Source organism: Stieleria bergensis (assembly GCA_007745635.1).
In the GTDB taxonomy this organism is placed as follows: Bacteria; Planctomycetota; Planctomycetia; order Pirellulales; family Pirellulaceae; genus Stieleria; species Stieleria bergensis.
In genome coordinates this window covers 2,235,272-2,251,764 of record CP036272.1, presented here as the reverse complement: position 1 = coordinate 2,251,764, position 16,493 = coordinate 2,235,272, and the positions used below count along the sequence as shown (strand labels likewise).

The 16,493-nt window shown below is 55.6% G+C and carries 14 protein-coding genes; 4 read left to right on the top strand and 10 right to left on the bottom strand.

Annotated features, from left to right (window positions below; translation table 11 throughout):
- The first annotated feature begins 100 nt into the window (after positions 1 to 100).
- On the top strand, positions 101 to 1,585 hold the full coding sequence (locus tag SV7mr_RS07585; protein ID WP_145270702.1) for a DUF1549 and DUF1553 domain-containing protein: 1,485 nt from the start codon (positions 101 to 103) through the stop codon (positions 1,583 to 1,585).
- A 59-nt stretch (positions 1,586 to 1,644) separates the two neighbouring features.
- On the opposite strand, the gene SV7mr_RS07580 is transcribed toward SV7mr_RS07585, so the two are convergent.
- The 6 genes from SV7mr_RS07580 to SV7mr_RS07555 form a co-directional block, all read right to left on the bottom strand.
- Positions 1,645 to 2,940 (bottom strand): dihydroorotase, encoded by a 1,296-nt coding sequence (locus SV7mr_RS07580; RefSeq protein ID WP_145270700.1) that lies wholly within the window; start codon positions 2,938 to 2,940, stop codon positions 1,645 to 1,647.
- 84 nt (positions 2,941 to 3,024) lie between these two features.
- Positions 3,025 to 4,005 carry an aspartate carbamoyltransferase catalytic subunit gene (locus tag SV7mr_RS07575; RefSeq protein WP_419188455.1) on the bottom strand — a complete coding sequence of 327 codons (981 nt, stop codon included), beginning with the start codon at positions 4,003 to 4,005 and terminating at the stop codon, positions 3,025 to 3,027.
- 385 nt (positions 4,006 to 4,390) lie between these two features.
- The gene (locus SV7mr_RS07570; RefSeq protein WP_145270696.1) at positions 4,391 to 4,819 is read right to left on the bottom strand and encodes a DUF423 domain-containing protein; all 429 of its coding nucleotides are present in this window, start codon (positions 4,817 to 4,819) and stop codon (positions 4,391 to 4,393) included.
- 36 nt (positions 4,820 to 4,855) lie between these two features.
- On the bottom strand, positions 4,856 to 5,287 hold the full coding sequence (locus tag SV7mr_RS07565) for a response regulator transcription factor (RefSeq protein ID WP_145270694.1): 432 nt from the start codon (positions 5,285 to 5,287) through the stop codon (positions 4,856 to 4,858).
- A gap of 23 nt (positions 5,288 to 5,310) precedes the next feature.
- On the bottom strand, positions 5,311 to 6,228 hold the full coding sequence (locus SV7mr_RS07560; RefSeq protein ID WP_145270692.1) for an alpha/beta hydrolase: 918 nt from the start codon (positions 6,226 to 6,228) through the stop codon (positions 5,311 to 5,313).
- 442 nt (positions 6,229 to 6,670) lie between these two features.
- Positions 6,671 to 7,579 (bottom strand): B12-binding domain-containing protein, encoded by a 909-nt coding sequence (locus tag SV7mr_RS07555; protein WP_145270690.1) that lies wholly within the window; start codon positions 7,577 to 7,579, stop codon positions 6,671 to 6,673.
- A gap of 711 nt (positions 7,580 to 8,290) precedes the next feature.
- Here SV7mr_RS07555 and SV7mr_RS07550 point away from each other — a divergent pair.
- Together SV7mr_RS07550 and SV7mr_RS07545 are read left to right on the top strand one after the other, a co-directional pair.
- Positions 8,291 to 9,361, top strand: coding sequence for a sigma-70 family RNA polymerase sigma factor (locus SV7mr_RS07550; protein ID WP_145270688.1), 1,071 nt, complete (start codon positions 8,291 to 8,293; stop codon positions 9,359 to 9,361).
- A gap of 46 nt (positions 9,362 to 9,407) precedes the next feature.
- Complete coding sequence (locus SV7mr_RS07545) at positions 9,408 to 9,605, top strand: Cys-every-fifth RiPP peptide CefA (RefSeq protein ID WP_419188227.1); 198 nt, start codon at positions 9,408 to 9,410, stop codon at positions 9,603 to 9,605.
- Positions 9,606 to 9,684: 79 nt separating this feature from the next.
- On the opposite strand, the gene SV7mr_RS07540 is transcribed toward SV7mr_RS07545, so the two are convergent.
- Positions 9,685 to 10,545, bottom strand: a complete 861-nt coding sequence (locus SV7mr_RS07540) for an alpha/beta hydrolase (protein WP_145270686.1) — start codon at positions 10,543 to 10,545, stop codon at positions 9,685 to 9,687.
- 405 nt (positions 10,546 to 10,950) lie between these two features.
- Between SV7mr_RS07540 and SV7mr_RS07535 the strand changes: the two genes are divergently transcribed.
- Positions 10,951 to 12,342, top strand: a complete 1,392-nt coding sequence (locus SV7mr_RS07535) for a TIGR01777 family oxidoreductase (protein WP_419188226.1) — start codon at positions 10,951 to 10,953, stop codon at positions 12,340 to 12,342.
- A gap of 174 nt (positions 12,343 to 12,516) precedes the next feature.
- Here the strand turns inward: SV7mr_RS07535 and SV7mr_RS07530 are convergent, their stop codons facing one another.
- The 3 genes from SV7mr_RS07530 to SV7mr_RS07520 form a co-directional block, all read right to left on the bottom strand.
- Positions 12,517 to 13,407 (bottom strand): Rpn family recombination-promoting nuclease/putative transposase, encoded by an 891-nt coding sequence (locus tag SV7mr_RS07530; RefSeq protein WP_145270684.1) that lies wholly within the window; start codon positions 13,405 to 13,407, stop codon positions 12,517 to 12,519.
- Positions 13,408 to 13,602: 195 nt separating this feature from the next.
- Positions 13,603 to 14,847, bottom strand: coding sequence for a PQQ-binding-like beta-propeller repeat protein (locus tag SV7mr_RS07525; protein WP_145270682.1), 1,245 nt, complete (start codon positions 14,845 to 14,847; stop codon positions 13,603 to 13,605).
- 218 nt (positions 14,848 to 15,065) lie between these two features.
- Positions 15,066 to 15,764 (bottom strand): zinc metallopeptidase, encoded by a 699-nt coding sequence (locus tag SV7mr_RS07520; RefSeq protein ID WP_145270680.1) that lies wholly within the window; start codon positions 15,762 to 15,764, stop codon positions 15,066 to 15,068.
- Positions 15,765 to 16,493 lie beyond the last annotated feature (729 nt).

Here is a 16,493-nt window from a genome sequence, read left to right as displayed (position 1 = left end):
GCACAGATCGGTTACCCTCTCTGCACCTCCGATGGAGGCCATAGCAGTTGGCTAGACTTTCTACGTAGGACACTTTCATTCCCTATCTCAATCCGGTTTTATCCCGGCACTCCCCTCACCGCGATGCGACGACGAAGCGTTTCTACGACGCAGCACACTGGATGCCATCGGTCGCTTGCCCACCGACACCGAACGCCAGACCTACAACCAGTTTGCCCCCAATCAACGCCGCGACCTCTGGATCGATCATCTGCTGGCAAGCGAAGATTACGTTGCCTACTGGACCTACAAATGGTCGGACTTGCTGTTGATCAACGGCACTCGCCTGCGTCCCAACGCAGTGAAATCTTATTACCAATGGGTCCGATCTCGCGTTGCTGAAAATCAACCCTGGGACCAGTTCGTCAGCGAAATCCTAACCGCCACGGGCCGCAGCGATGAAAATGGTGCCACCAACTTTTATGCGCTACACCAATCCCCCGAAGACATGACCGAAAACGTCTGCCAGGCCTTCATGGGATTGTCGATCGGATGTGCCAAGTGCCACAACCATCCGCTGGAAAAATGGACCAATGACCAGTACTATGCCATGGCCAACTTGTTTGCACGCGTGCGAGCAAAAGGCTGGGGCGGCGATGGAAGAAACGGGGACGGCCTGCGAACGCTCTATGTGGCGACCAACGGCGAGCTCATCCAGCCGAACCGAGGCAAACCACAACCCCCGGCGCCCCTCGACCAGAAACCCATTGCGTTTGACGCCGATGGTGATCGCCGCCAAGTGCTGGCCGACTGGATGACCAATAAAGACAATCCATACTTCGCTCGGGCGATTGGCAATCGGATCTGGGCGAACTTCTTCGGCCAAGGCTTGGTTGAACAAGTTGATGACCTGCGACTGAGCAACCCAGCCTCCAATGAAGCCATGCTAGATGCCGTCAGCGAGCATCTGATCGAAGCAAAGTTCGACGTCAAGCAAATGATGAAGACCATCATGCAAAGCGAAACGTACCAACGCAGCAGTGTTGCCCTGGACACCAACCGGGACGAGCAAAAGTACAACAGTCGCTACTACCCCAAACGCCTGATGGCCGAAGTCTTGCTCGATTCGATCGACCAAGTCCTGGAAACCTCGACGACGTTTAACCAAGTTGCCTACCCCGGGGCGGATAAGCAGAAAACGGATTTCTACAAAAGCGGGACGCGAGCGATTGAACTCTATGACTCTGCCGTCGAATCCTATTTCCTGAAAACCTTCGGACGCAACCCGCGGGAAATCACCTGCGAATGCGAACGCAGCGACGAACCAAGTATGGTCCAGGTCCTGCATCTGTCTAACGGTGACACGCTGAATCCCAAACTCGAGGCAAAGGACAATCGCATCGACAAGGCCGTTGCCGCCAAACAAGATGACGCCATGATCATCCGAGAACTGTTCCTCGCAGCGCTGTGCCGTGAACCGACCGATAGCGAACAGCAAAACATGCTGAACGTCATCAAGGAATACGGCCCCGAGGAACGCTTGACGGCGCTACGCGATGCAGCCTGGAGCATCTTGACCAGCACCGAATTCACGTTCAATCACTGACGCATCAGTCGCGACGCATTTGCGTGAAGAAGACTACCAGCAAGGAAGCGACGTGTTGCCTAGCCTGCGGCACGATAGCGGACTTGGCCAGCAACGATGGTGGCTTTTACTTTGCCGATCAGCTCGGCGCCTTCCAGTGGTGTGCTGATACAAGTTGATCGAAACTGACTTGAATCAACTTTCCAGCCAGCATTGGGATCAACGATCACAATGTCTGCATCCTTGCCCGCCAGCAGGCTACCGGCGCGATCCAGACCAGCGATCTGAGCCGGGCGAGTTGACATGCGATCAAACAGTTCCAGCCAATCCAAGATGCCGGTGCGAACAAGTGCCGTCGCAGCGGTCGCCAGCGACGTTTCCAGCGAGGAGAGCCCGAACGGCGAACGATCTAAATCGTCCATCATCTTTTCGCGGCTACGAGGCATGTGCCCCGACTGAATCGCATCAATCGTCTTGTCTTTGATCGCGTGCCGCAGCATCTCGACATGAGCGGGACTGCGTAGCGGCGGATGGACTTTGAATCGAGATTCATAGGATGCCATCACCGAGTCATCCAGGATCAAGTTATGCGGGCAAACCGATGCCGTGACTTCGACGCCTCGACTCTTGACTCGCCGAAACATGTCAACGGCGCCCATCGTGCTGACCGGTCCAACATGCAATCGTCCCATCGTGGCTTCGGCCAAGCGAACATCCCGAGCCACGGCCAAGTCTTCTGCTTCGGTTGGCAACCCTTTCAGCCCCAGCACCAGCGCAACCTTGCCGTCGTGCATCACGCCGCCAGCAGCTAATTCGGGCACTGAAGGCCGATCGAAGACCGGTCGATCAAGCATGCGGCAATATTCCAGTGCACGCTTAAGCAGCGCGTCGCTGGGGACCGGCTTGGGCGCGTCACTGAAAACGACAGCGCCAGCTTCCGTTAGCAGCCCTAATTCGGCCATCTGTTCGCCTTTGCCACCCTTACTGAGGCAGGCGATCACATGCACCCGTGCTCCGGAGGCTTGTGCTGCTTTCTGGCGAACGTACTCAACCGCTCCATAAGAATCGATCACGGGACTGGTGTTGCTGGTCGCCAAGATCGAGGTGTACCCGCCCACCAATGCGGCTTCGGAACCGCTTGCAATGGTTTCGTCTTCTTCAGCACCCGGTTCGCGAAGCTCGACGCCCAGATCGACCAACCCCGGAGCGACCAAACACCCTGTGGCATCGACTCGCTGAACATCTGGCGGCAGATCACCATCAGCGGGATCCAAAGAAACAACCTGACCGTCAATGCACAACAGTCGCCCGGGTCGATTCAAGTTTTGACTTGGATCAACCAGCGTCCCATTTTCAATCAACAGTGCAGCAACCATGTCTTCGGCAATCGCGTGGCGAGTCTAAAAGGTAATGAAGTGTCCGGGACGTGCCTGACGCCCATGGACGCGGCGGCATCTCAGTTAGCTGTGGGAACGACCTGCGGCTCGCAAGCGATCATCGGCGGCGGACAACAAGTACAAGGCCGCCATCCGAACCGCGATCCCATTGTTGACTTGCTCCAAGATCACGCTGTGCGGTCCATCGGCGACCTCAGGGGTGATTTCAACGCCTCGATTAATGGGTCCCGGCGCCATGATCAAAATGTCTTCTTTGGCCAACTGCATGCGTTTCGCATTCATGGCATATAAGGCGGCATATTCATGCACGCTAGGAAACGGGCGAGCATTCTGGCGTTCAAATTGAATCCGCAACAAGTTCAACACGTCACAGCGTGGCAGGATCTCGTCCAAGTGGTGTGCCACTTCAAATCCGAGCTCTTTCCAGCGCTCACTGACCAACGTCGGTGGTCCGCAGATAATGACATGAGCCCCTAGTTTCTTGAGCCCCCAGACGTTGCTACGTGCTGTTCGGCTGTGAGCGATATCGCCTACCAAGGCGACCGTCAGCCCTTTGATCGATTCGCGATGCTGACGAATGGTCAACAAGTCCAGCAAGCCTTGGGTGGGATGCTCATGTGGTCCATCGCCAGCGTTCAAGACACAGCATTTCAATTCGCGTGCCAACAAATGAGGCGTCCCGGGAGTGGAATGGCGCGTCACCACCCAGTCAACTCCCATCGCTTCAATGGTCTTGGCCGTGTCGGCAAACGTCTCGCCTTTGGCGGTACTTGAGCCCGAGGCACCGAACTCGACGGTGTCAGCGCCAAGCCGTTTCGCAGCCAACGAGAAACTGTTCCGCGTCCGCGTGCTATTTTCAAAAAACAGGTTCGCGCAGGTTTTGCCCGTCAGCAGTGGGACCTTGCGACGACAACCTTCGGTCGCCTCTTTTAAGATTTGAGCCACATCCAGCAAGGTTGTGATCTCTTGGGCAGTTAGCGTTTCCAGGCCCAATAAATAGCGATGCTGCCAACTGGCCACATGCGGAGCAAGCGACGCAGTCAACTGATCAAGAGGCACTACCGGCGAAGCCTGAACTGGATTCAGCATGTTCAATCCAGCGGACGGGTTTCCCTCAGGCAGGGATTCATCTGGCGCCATCGTCCACGAAACTCCTATCGCGGCAAAATCAGAAGCAAAAGTTCTCTGCAAAGCCTAATGCATCGGCGCCGTTCTGGGTATCGGGCAGCTGTGGATTTTCAGGTCAGTCCGCAGTCGGTGGCAATGCGTTCGCGGCCGGTGGCAATCCGCGGCCACGATCGCTGTGAACGGGAAACAGGCCAAGAACAGGCGACCAACGCCCATCGAACAAGGAACCAGCGGCGTTTCAGGCCCCACCCCATCGCGGTTCAAAGCGGTGCCCCAGCCGACAACTCAATGAATGCATCCGTCACCCGGCATCCGGTGCGACAGGCAATCCCTGCTTCAAACGCCCACTAAGACTGGCAATCAAGAGCCAACTGGCGATCCAACTGAGGCCACCAAGAGGCGTCACGGCGCCCCACATGGGTGTATTGGTCAGCACCAACACATAAAGACTGCCGCTGAACAAAACGATCCCGGCGATCATTAAGCTGGACGCGGCCAGCCAACGCTTGCTGCCATCGCCGAAAGCTGCCAACGCGAACAGGCCAACAGAATGAATGAGGTGATATCGAGCCCCAACATCGAACTGACCGACTCGTTTGGCAACCAACTCGGCCTCCATCTGCTGGTCGGCCAGCAACGCCTCCAAGCCATGCGCGGCGAACGCTCCCAGCAACACCGCAAGAGCGCCTGAGACACCGGCGACAATGACCAGCCAACGCGTTGAAACCATGATCGTCACGCTCAGGGAAAAAGAACGGCCAGAAAACTAAGCGGCTTCCAAGATCGAACGCACCGCCTGAACGAGCTTGTTCATCTGAAACGGCTTGCGAATGTATTCGCACACGCCAAGCAGTTCAGCATACGCTTTGTGACGACTGCCTTCGTTACCAGTGATCATGATCACTGGCGTGGCATCTTCTGAGCGACGCAATTTTTCCAAGACAAGAAACCCACTGCGTTTGGGCATCATCATGTCCAGAATGATCAAATCAGGCGACTCTTTTTCAGCCAGGGCCAAGCCCTGATTGCCATCTCGAGCAGAGACAACTGCGAAGCCTTCACCCTTGAGCGCGTACGAGACGGATTCAACGATTTCCGCATCATCATCGATGATCAAAATCTTAGCCGTGACATCCGCGTCCTGGCCCAGTTGTGCTTGTTGTGAAGGCGAGCTGCCTGAGAGGTCTTCAATTCCCATGTCGAACCGTTGCCTGGTAAAAATTAGTTATCCGAAAAGGTTCGCTGCATTGATTTCCAGCCATCATGACTGGCATCACACCGCGTGTCAGCCGACACAATGCCTTCGCCGGCAACGACATGCCGCATGATCCACTGATTGACATCATTGAGCGCTACGGTGCTCATCTCGTCGTCATCTTGATACTGCCGAAGCTCCATCGGCAATCCTAACGACTGCACCCTCTGAACATCGGACAGAATCAACTGCTGGTCAAATCCAGCATCCAACATTGCCCGCTGCCACAAAATGGAAAAGGGTTTTCCCGGCAGCGAACCCGATTGCAGGCCACTGGCCAGCGACCAATCCATCTGGCCGCCCATCGAAATCACAGCTGCATATTTCCCAGCTTGCCGCAGAGCAATCTGCATTGCCATTGATCCCCCCGACTGATAGCCGGCCAGAACGATGCGATCTTTATGAATATTAAATTGCGACACCATCTCAGCAATCACGGCATCGACCTGCCGTGACGCGGCGGCCACCGATTCCCCGTCCGCAGACCAGGCGAACCGCTGCCCCGAATCGTCCATCAACTGCGGTGCTCTGAGTCCCACCGCTAAATGATTCCGATCACTGATATGCGGCATCACCTGGCAAACTTGGTTCTCGTTGAAACCATCGTTGTGCAACCAAACCACCAAGGGATACTGGTAGTTCTTTTCGTAATACATGGGCACGTAAACCCGCTTACATGCCGCTGGAACGCTTGGCTTCTGCTCGAAATCCGACATGTGCGATAGCGGCTTGCCCGCTCCAGCAGAGGGATAAAGTGAGTTCGTGAAAGATTCCGAACCACCTGATGCAAACGCCCCATCGGAGACGGAGTCTCCTGACATCGAGCCATCGTGTGGCATCGCATCGCTGGCATCCCAGAACATCGCTGAATCAAATCGCTTCATGGTCAACCGTGATCCGATAACTAATCGCAAACTCGTCCATCTTTCCCAAACACGATGACGCGTGATTTGGAACGGTGCCGCCAGAGACCAAAGGCCTAGCTTGCCAAACTGAACTGCTGAACAGGTTTACTGAACAACGAACACCACACACCATAAACATCACGCTTAGAAAACCTGACGCTAAAACACATCACGCTCAATCAATATGAAACGCCGCTGCTAAGTCAAAACAGAGCAGACTGATCATGCTTGTGTGCAGCAACTAAACGTATGGAGATCTAGCTGCATGTGTCAACGCTGATGACTTTAATGATATTGAACCAAGCAAAAATATTATTACAAGAAGGCTTGGCGTCGAACCACAAAACTGCGGCAATTTAAACAGGCCGCGGAAGAATTGCCGTCATGGAGCAACGGCGGCTTTGCTAGCATTCATTGCCAGCTACTTCGAATACAGCACCGAAGCCAGCTCGACCAAGTGCCGCAAGCTGTCGAGGTGTGCCGTATAACGCAGTCGCGGGCGGAGCTGCTCTGCTAATCCCCGACCACCAACGATCATCGAAACACCGGGGGTCAATGAATCCGCTAACCGGTTTTGATCACGAACCAACTGCTCTTGGTCGGACACCGCCGAAACACTTAGCCAAACAACCTTGGGCTGATAATCGACCGCAGCTTGCATTAACGATTCGAGCGGCAAATCATTTCCCAAATTGACCGCATGCCAGCCTAACTCACGAAACGCGAGCTCTACCAGCGAGGAAGGCAATTGGTACGGATCGCCCGCCGGAGCAGCACCGATCGCAATCGGTGCATCATCACCTGGGGCCCCTACTTGGCTTCTGAGACCATGGATCAAGCGCGTGCAGATCGTGCAACTACGACGTTCTTGATAAACGTCTAATTGCCCGCAATCCCAAGCATCGCCAAGTGCATGCATGGCCTCACTGATCAAGTCCTCACAAGCCTCCGCGCGAGTAAAACCTTGTGCAACCCTTTGATTCAAGATCTCAAGGCACCGCTCTTCATTACCCTCGGCTAAAGACGACCTAAATTCGGCCTGAACCGGTTCATGCCCCCGACCGGCGATCTGTACCGGCCGCGGCCCTGTCGGTGCCGACACCAATTGCAACAAGGACGAATCAAGCCCCAAAGTCTCAGGCGCAACCAACGACCGCTTGGTTTCTCGCAAGAAGTGCCGCAGGCCGTCCAGAGTGATCCTCCGATGGCCTCCAAGAGTGCGCACGGTCGGAATCATGCCACGGTCGCACCATCGCTTGACCGACGACTCACTGACCTGCAGTGATTCGGCAATCTGCTTCGGAGAGAACTGTTTTGAACTCGAACTCACAAAATCCTACCAACCGTTATCGAACCACAGCATCGACTGGTGCCTGAACTGAATAAGACATCATTCCGGAACTGTCTGCTTGCAAACACACGACACCCCTGTGGCTTAGGCCGCCGAGACGCCCCCCCCACCGACTTCTCCCAGGTCCAGAACATCCGCCCGGTCGCTGAGAAGCCCAACACCTCTGTATATCTTGCAACCTTGGCAAGCTTCTAACCCGTCACCGCATGGCGGAATCCGTCCTCAAACGAGCATTTGCCTAATACTGCGCCACAACGACCGCTTGTCGGCTAGGCGACTCAGCACACGCCCCCTGTTCCTGATTTGCAATTCTTCAACAACCTGCAGAACATCGGCCGGAAAGTCAAAGCGTGAAGGGTCGGCTGAAAACCAGCCACGCCACTGGAAAAACCATGCCCAGAGACCATTTTCCGGGCGTCAATCATGAAAAACCATTCTAGCGTGCCGATATGCACGTTTTCAAGCCCGCCTCAGAACCAAAAACGTTCACCCATTGGTAAAACATCCACCGGCCGCAAACCCCATTCGCCCCATCGAAAACTGCATAAAAACAGCCTTAAAAACTTTCTCCCAAAACAAAACCATTTTATTACATCCAATGGATGATCCGGCTCGAACAAAACATTACATTAGAAAAAGAACGTTTTGAACGTTTCTGAAAGTCACTCCGAGCCGAAACAGGTCCCCCCGATGAACGATGCCGGTCGCAATCGCCCTTCCAACTCACAAGTCTCCACCCGTGAGCGCAGCCCGGTTGTGTTGCCCCCACGCCGCCCGCGTTGGATGTCCTCTGCTGAACTGGAAGAGGCGCTTCGGTTCGCACAGAATCGCAGCAGCGTGTCAGTAGACTGTGATCGCTCAGAACTGGTCCGCCTGACGAAGCAGTTCCTGCGCCGCGAAACAGCCTTCATCTCTCACCCCGCTCACAACAATCCGTCGGCTGGTAAAGAGATCTTCAGCACGCCCTTGGATCTGCAAGGATCCGCAAAGGGCAGCAAATCGCGAGTGCCCAAGAGCGTGGCCGACATGCCCATTCACTTCGGCCGGATGTGTCAAACCACTCTGCTGACTCCCGACCAGGAGCGCATGCTGTTCCAGCGGATGAATTACCTGCTCCAGCAAGCCGAAGCGCACCGCCGACAACTCAACCCCTCGCGGCCCTCACGCGTCCGACTGGAGGTGATCGACCAGCTCATCGCAATGGCTGAGTGGCATCGCGACCGGTTGGTCGAAGCCAACCTGCGTCTGGTTTTCTCGATTGTTAAAAAATTCGTGAATCCCAACCACACGTTCGAAGAACTGCTCAGCGACGGGATTGTGGCCCTGATTCGCGCGGTCGAGAAATTTGACTTTGATCGCGGGTTCCGATTCAGCACGTATGCAACACAGGTGATTCGCCGCAACGCCTACCGAACCGTTGTCACCCAGCAACAAGAGCGACAAAAGACGATCGGTGGTTTTCAAGACATGGATCTGGATGTCACTGAAGAGACTCGCGAATCGGCGATTAGCGAAAAGCGTTGGCATGAACTGCGTAGCCGACTCAACCGCATGCTTAGCTTGCTCGACCGTCGCGAACGATTCATCATTCGCACCCGCTTTTCGCTGGGGCCACACCGCAAGGTTTACACGCTGCAATACCTCGCACAGCGACTCGGTGTCTCAAAAGAGCGTGTCCGTCAACTCGAGCGTCGTGCGATGGACAAATTGCGAACCATGGTGGACGACGCAGCACTGGGTGATCTTGATCTAGCAATCTAGCCGCGCGGTCACTTACAACAAACCGCACGGCGTCTTGCGGCCATCAGTGGATGGCCGCTTTTTTTATGCCTGCACAGCAAGCGCCTGCACAGCAAGCGCCTGCACAGCAAGCGCCTGCACAGCAAGCGCCTGCACAGCAAGCGCCTGCACAGCAAGCGCCTGCACAGCAAGCGCCTGCACAGCAAGCGCCTGCACAGCAAGCGACTGCACTGCAAGCGACAGCACTGCAAGCGACAGCACCTGAAACTGGCCGACGCAAGCTCTCCCCTTATCGCTCACCGCGACCGACGCAAATCGATGCGGCCAAGGCCCTCAGGCTGGAACTACTTGTCCAAGCCATCGAGAAAACGTGACAATGACTCGATGTACTCGTCGCGAATCCAGTCATTGTGCCCAACCGCTTCAATAGAAACAAACTCTTTGGGCTCTTCGGCTGCACGATAGAGAGCCTGGCCATGCGTTAATGGGATCACCGTATCAACCGTCCCATGACTGATCAGCAGCGGTGCCTGGACTTGCTTGAGGGCCTCGATCGAGTTGAGCCGGCTTTTAGGAACCATCCAAGCGAGCTTGGATGCATGCACCTTGGCTACATCGTGAAAGGAGGTGAATGTGCTCTGCAGAACCAACGCCTTCGGCGGCGACTCGGCAGCGAGCTGCACCGAAATCGCGCCCCCCAACGACTCCCCCATCAACACGATTTCATTGAGCGGTCGCCCGGACAATTCGGCAAGTTTCTTTCGGGCTGCCTGACCATCCTGGATCGCACCGGGAATGGTCGGTTTGCCCTCACTGCGACCATAACCTCGATAGTCATAGATCAGCACACTGACTTTGAGCCTCGTTTGCAAGATCCGCAGCCAACGGGTTCGAAACGCCACATTGCCTGCATTGCCATGCGAGAGCAAGATTGTCGCCCGCGGTTGATCGCAAGGGCAGTACCAGCCATGCAACTTTGTTCCGTCAGCAGCCTGGAAGAACACGTCTTGGAACGTGATTTGGTCGGTCTGCCAGTCACCCTCTGGGAACCTAGAAGGCACAAAGAGCAACATTTCATCAGGCGTGCGAAACTTTCGCGTCGGCATTTTTATGAACGAGCTTTGCTGGGCTGACAACGAGGCCTGCCAGCAGACAGAGCAGGCAAACCCGGCCAACAACAGGCCCCAGCTTCTGTAACGATTCATGGATGCCCCGATCAGTCATTGCGTTCAAATTCGGCAAGCAGACTCTTGCTTAACAAGACATGCTTCGCCTTGAAATTCGGCCTAGCGTGCAGCCCGGTTCTATCACTCTGAACGCTGAACAACAAGATCAGCCTGGTCCGTCCGCCCCCAAAGACACGGGATGAAATCAGCGTGATTCAATCAGTTGACTGACACTCAGCGGACTCGCCTGTCCTGTGGTTCGCGGACGAGCCCAGACGGCAATGCGACTTACCCGCCGGCCACCGACTTCACGACCACCTCCGCCGTCTTGCCAATTGAGCTATAGTCCAACATCAGGCGATCCGTCGAGCGAGCGCGACCACAGCGACTCCTACCGCTGACAGCCCGCTTGAAGTCGGGTTCTTCCACTCACCGAGAATCACAGTGAAACGATATGTCGCGGTTTCGACAATGCCCGTTCCCATCGAACAGGCCTTTGCCTATCACGATCGCCCGGGCGCCTTTGAACGCCTGATCCCACCCTGGAAGACCGTGACGGTCGAGCACAACGATCGCTCACTACAGCCAGATAGCCAAGTCACCATGCGGGTGCACATGGGCCCACTGAGACCAAAATGGGTCGCTCGCCACACGCGACTGGAACGCCCACATCACTTCCAAGACATCCAGCAATCGGGCCCATTTTCGCACTGGCAACACGACCATCGCTTCGAAGCTCGAGGCGACAAAAGCCTGCTGATCGACGACATCAGCTATCAAGCGCCACTGGGAAAACTTGGCTCCTTGCTATCCAACCGGTTGATCAACACAGAACTACAGACCACTTTCGCCTACCGCCACCGTGTCACCGCTGACGACTTGCAGCTATTGGAGCGATGGGGAACGGAGAAAAAGCTTCGCGTCGCGATCAGCGGGAGCACCGGATTGGTGGGCCGCAACCTTTGTGCGATGCTGCGACTGCTTGGGCATGAAGTGATCGCCATCAAACGCACGCCGGTCGCCGATGGCTCGACAGACGAAGTCAACCCATGGCAAAGCGAGCAGCAAGCTCAACGCCTTAACGGCATCGACGCCGTCATTCACTTAGCAGGAAAATCCATTGCAGACACGCGGTGGTCGCCAAGCGTGAAGGCGGCGATTCGAGAGAGCCGAGTTGACTTGACGAAGCAACTTGCTGACCGCTTAGCTAAACTCCAGCAACCACCATCCGCACTGCTGTGCGCTTCGGCCTCCGGCGTGTACGGGCATCATGCCGACGAAGAATTCACCGAGGACAGCGTCCCGGGAGACGACTTCTTGTCCGACGTCGCCGTTCAGTGGGAAGCCGCGTGCAGGAGCGCCGCAGAGGCCGGGATTCGAGTCGTCAACTTGCGACTGGGAATCGTGCTGGACCCACGCGGTGGTGCGCTTTCCAAAATGCGACTGCCCGCCAAACTAGCCGGCGGGGCTTTGGGGGGTGGCAAACAGTGGTGGAGCTGGATCGCATTGGACGACGTGCTGGGTGCGACCTACCACGCCATGATGAATGAAGACGTTCAAGGCCCAGTGAACCTGGTTTCACCGAATCCAATCCGCCAAAAAGATTTTGCCAATGTGCTGGGCAAGACGATAGGAATCCCAGCCCTGCTCCCCGCCCCCGCGTTCGGTCTCCGACTGGCACTTGGCGAGATGGCAGATTACCTGCTGCTTGCCAGTTGCCGCGTCCGCCCCACCGTCTTGCTGAACACGAACTATGAGTTTCGCTTTGCAGAGCTCGACCAAGCCCTAATGTATTGCCTGGGCTACAACCGGTTAAGTGCTCAGGAAACCACCTAAACACAAGCCCACCCACTATCGAGCGCATACCACCTGATCCCCAGCCTCGAAGTGGCGAATGCAAATGGGGCACAGAAAGTACGTGGCAAGTGGCTGGCCGATCAAAGGTGACGCGGTTCGCTTTGCACTTGAGAAATCATCGCCACACCGAAAGCTGATCGCTGGCACTGATCGCTAGACGTTGCGCGAGCGCATTTTCTGTTGCAGTTCCAATAGCATCGACGCGAGCGTGTCTTCACCAAACTGGGTCAACTCCGCCAGCGAGCACTCTGGAACACCAAGCAACTGTTGAAGGATTTGAATCTTACCAGCGACAAGCCCTTCCTCGCGTCCTTCCTCGCGTCCTTCTTTTCGAGCCTGCAATAACCTTGCCTGTTCGTCGCGCAGGAACTTCTGGCGGGACTCGTAGAATCTTCTGTCGTCGGGACTGCGGGATATCATGGTAAGGACCTCAGTGGCTTCACGGTACTCGGCTTCAACCAAGGATTCTGAAAGCTCATTTGCTTCCAAGTCCTCTGCGTGCTGAAGGAAGTAGAGCCAACGCTCCAGGGGAGGAAGCTCACCAATAGTATCGCTTCCGGGGGAGAACTTTGGCAACTCTAACAGATGGAATTGCAAATCATTGGTCAAGATAAGATCCAATTGATCAGATCGAAGCCGAAAACTCAGGTGATACGGATCCACTTGGGGGAACATCACGCTATCGAGCACACAGATGCTGATCGCTGGCTGCAGGTCCAAGTACGGCGAACCCGCATCGATCTGACGAACATAATTCACGCAGTTGAAATACGTTAGACGCTCTGCCAAGTCCAGTGGCCGCGTTGTCTGCATTTCGATGTTGTAATGTCGGCCACTCCGATCTCGCGCCAACACATCCAAGATGCTCAGTTTGTCTTCGCTGCGGTCTTTGTTCTGGATCGGGTTGAGAATCTCAACCCACTCGATCGGTTCACGCAACTGCAGCGTCGCATTAAGAAAGTGAATCGTGACATTGGTGTGCTTCGGGTTTCCGATCACCATCTTGAAGGCGAAGTCGACCTTCGGATCAATTCCCAGCGGCATCGAGAGACCTGTCGAAACGGAGTAACGGGTATTGGCAATGCAATTTACCAACCCCCGCAACACACTGATAGTCCCAACGCTCGTGCACGCCCAGTCCCTTTAACGCTCGCAGGGTTCCTGCGGGCGATAACCGTGCGTCACCGTTCCCCGGTCAACGCTTGCTCAGGCAGAACTGGGCAGGTGCCCAGAGACGGACTAGCGATTGATCTTGAAGACCTTCAACGCTTCCAAGTCACGGACCAACAGATAGTCATCAACGATGCCAAGGTGCGCCCAAGAGTCATTGGCAACTTTCAGTTCGTCTTTTGGCTTGCCATCGGTGGTTGCCCCATCGATCAGCATCAGGTCTCCGTCATTGGTAAGCATGAGCAGATCCTTGCCGTCGGTGATCATGCTGGCATACTTGCCAATCGGCGCGGTCGAGAAACTTGTCTCTCCAGTGGCTGCGTCCAGTGCAACCAAACGCTGGTTCTTAAGGTGAACGAAGATGCGATCACCGATGACAACGGGAGACGACATGTAACCTTGTACGTTGTGGTTCCACTTCTCAGTGACTCCCCACTCACCTTGGCTTTCCTTGATTTCAAACAACTGAGCGGCTCCACTGTGAGCGGTGTTGAAGATTCGATTGCCGATCACCGTCGGAGTCAGAATGTTCATGCCGCGGAAGGATTGGATGGGTTGCTTCCACAACTCGGCACCGGTCTCCATGTCGACACCGCAGAGTTCCAAGCGAGTTTGGACAAGCAATTGTCGCTTGCCTTGCAGTTCCGCAACCGCAGGACTGGCAAACGCTCCGGGTGAACCGCTTTTGGAGTTATCGAGTGTCTTCCAAACCACCTCACCATCTTTCAGATTCAACCGGACAGTGCAACCGCCGGTTTGCATGTAGACCGCATCACCATCGATCAATGGCGAGCACGAGCAGCCAAACATTGGCAAAGGCGTTTTCAGGGATCCGTTGGGATCAAAGACCCATTTTTCAGCTCCCGTTTTGGGGTCCAAGCAAACCACGCGGTCCCGCATACCTGCAACCACCAAGCCGTCCTTGCTTACCGCCGGTGTGGCGCGAATCCAGTCCCCGTTGCTGGCGGCGAAGAAAGGCACGGCCATCGCCCCCGGCCACTCCGCCGTCCAGGCCACCGAACCGTCTGACAGGTCAAATGCGGTCACTCGCTCGTTTTTTCGGTCCACTGTTTCGGTGGTGTAAATCATGCCATCGAACACGATCGGTCCACTGTAACTGGGGCCGAGCGGCTTTTCCCAAGCCAGTTCGACGCCGCCCTCGAGCTTGCTTGGCAGACTGCCGGATTCGACCGTGGCCGTCCGCCCTGGACCTCTCCACTGCGTCCAATCGGCAGCAGAAATAGGGACAGCCATTGCCGACAAGCACAACCCACAAACCAAGCGAACCCAAACCTGTGAAGGGATTGACATCATCAGAACCACGAAGAGAGAGAGTACAGCGGAAACGCGTGGCCTGCCCGTGCTGAGTTGCCTTGCTGATCGCTTGACAATCGCTTGACCACGCTCAAAAAAGCACACGCCATGAAAAACTGCACCACTGTAGCCAACCGTCTAGTGGCTCGCTTCGATCCCGCCGACTCGGCCTGGTTCCTTCTGACTGCGTCAGCTGTAGGTCGAATTCATTGCGGCTTCTAATTTCGGTTGTTCATCGCGCGGAAGATGAAGTAGGCAAGCGTCATCACCGCCTGCAAGGTTGCCGCGACGTAGGTTAATGCCGCCGCGTTCAAGACCTTGGCCACGTACTGCTCTTCGTTGTCACGGATCAAGCCGTATTCCACCAAATGCCGTCGAGCGCGGGCGCTGGCATCAAACTCAACCGGCAAATTGACCAACTGAAAAACGACCACGCCGGAGAACAACACGATTCCAATGATCAGGAGCAGGTTACCGATTTTGGGAACGGAAAAGCTCAGAAACAAACCGATCGAGGCCATCATCGCCCCGATGTTACTGCCGATATTTGCTGCCGGAACGGCCATGTTTCGAATGACCAAGGGGGCGTACGAGCGAGCATCCTGAAAGGCGTGCCCCGCTTCGTGACAAGCCACTCCCAGGGCAGCCATTGAGCGACCGCCGTAGACTTCCGGACTGAGTCGCAACACTTTATGACGCGGATCATAATGATCGCTCAAATGCCCCTGAACCGCCTCAATTTCCACATGGCTCAAGCCGCCAGCGTCAAGCATTCGTCGAGCACTTTCGGCACCAGTCATTCCGGCGGGGACCTGAGACATCTGCTGGAACGTTGTTTTCACGCGCCACTGTGCGAAAAAACTCAACAGCAACGGTGGCAAGATGAACAGGAAGTAGACGGGGTCTAGGTATATCATCAACTCAAATCCAATGGTTTTGCTACAAAACGCTCGCTGAGTCCAACGAACTCGGTGGCTGCTGACCGTCAGAGGCCACGCGGGTTGAATCTGCCATGAAAACCGAACCAACAACCGTACCATTCGATTCAGTCAACGAGAGAAACTCTTGGCGGCAGCCTCGCCGATCGAACCCAAGCCCGATTGAAAGACAGCCTCAGCGATCATCGCGGCTCCCAGTTCGCGGCTCCCAGTTCGGGGAGCCTCACCCGCAAGTGAAAACATGGCAGTCTAGGCACTGTTCGGACACTCCAGAGCAAACATTGGACCGAAAAGTCTTAAGCATTGCCGAATTGGCTGTGATCGCCGTTGAAGGATTGTCTTAACGATAGGTTTAAGGATAGAACAAAGGTGCCGAACGGCGGCATGGGGAGACGTTTTCGCGATTGATTGCCGGCCGGTCTGGACTTCGATTCAGCGAGTGTGCCGACAAATCGTTTCGTTTCAGCGGATTTGGCAAGAAAAATCGGTTGCTGAACCCACTCCTTGCCAACAACTGCCCGCGATCAGCCTCTAGGCCCCTTTTGTGATTGGGGAAAATCGGCAAAGATTTGGCTCGAACGGGCGACAACCGCCGTCTAGGCCGAACCGTCTGCCGGGTGAACACCACCCCGACAGAGTGGTCGCGGCTTAGCGACAGAGGTCGTGATTCGATCCAGTTCAAAGCATTCAGAGATGCTGAAACCCAGC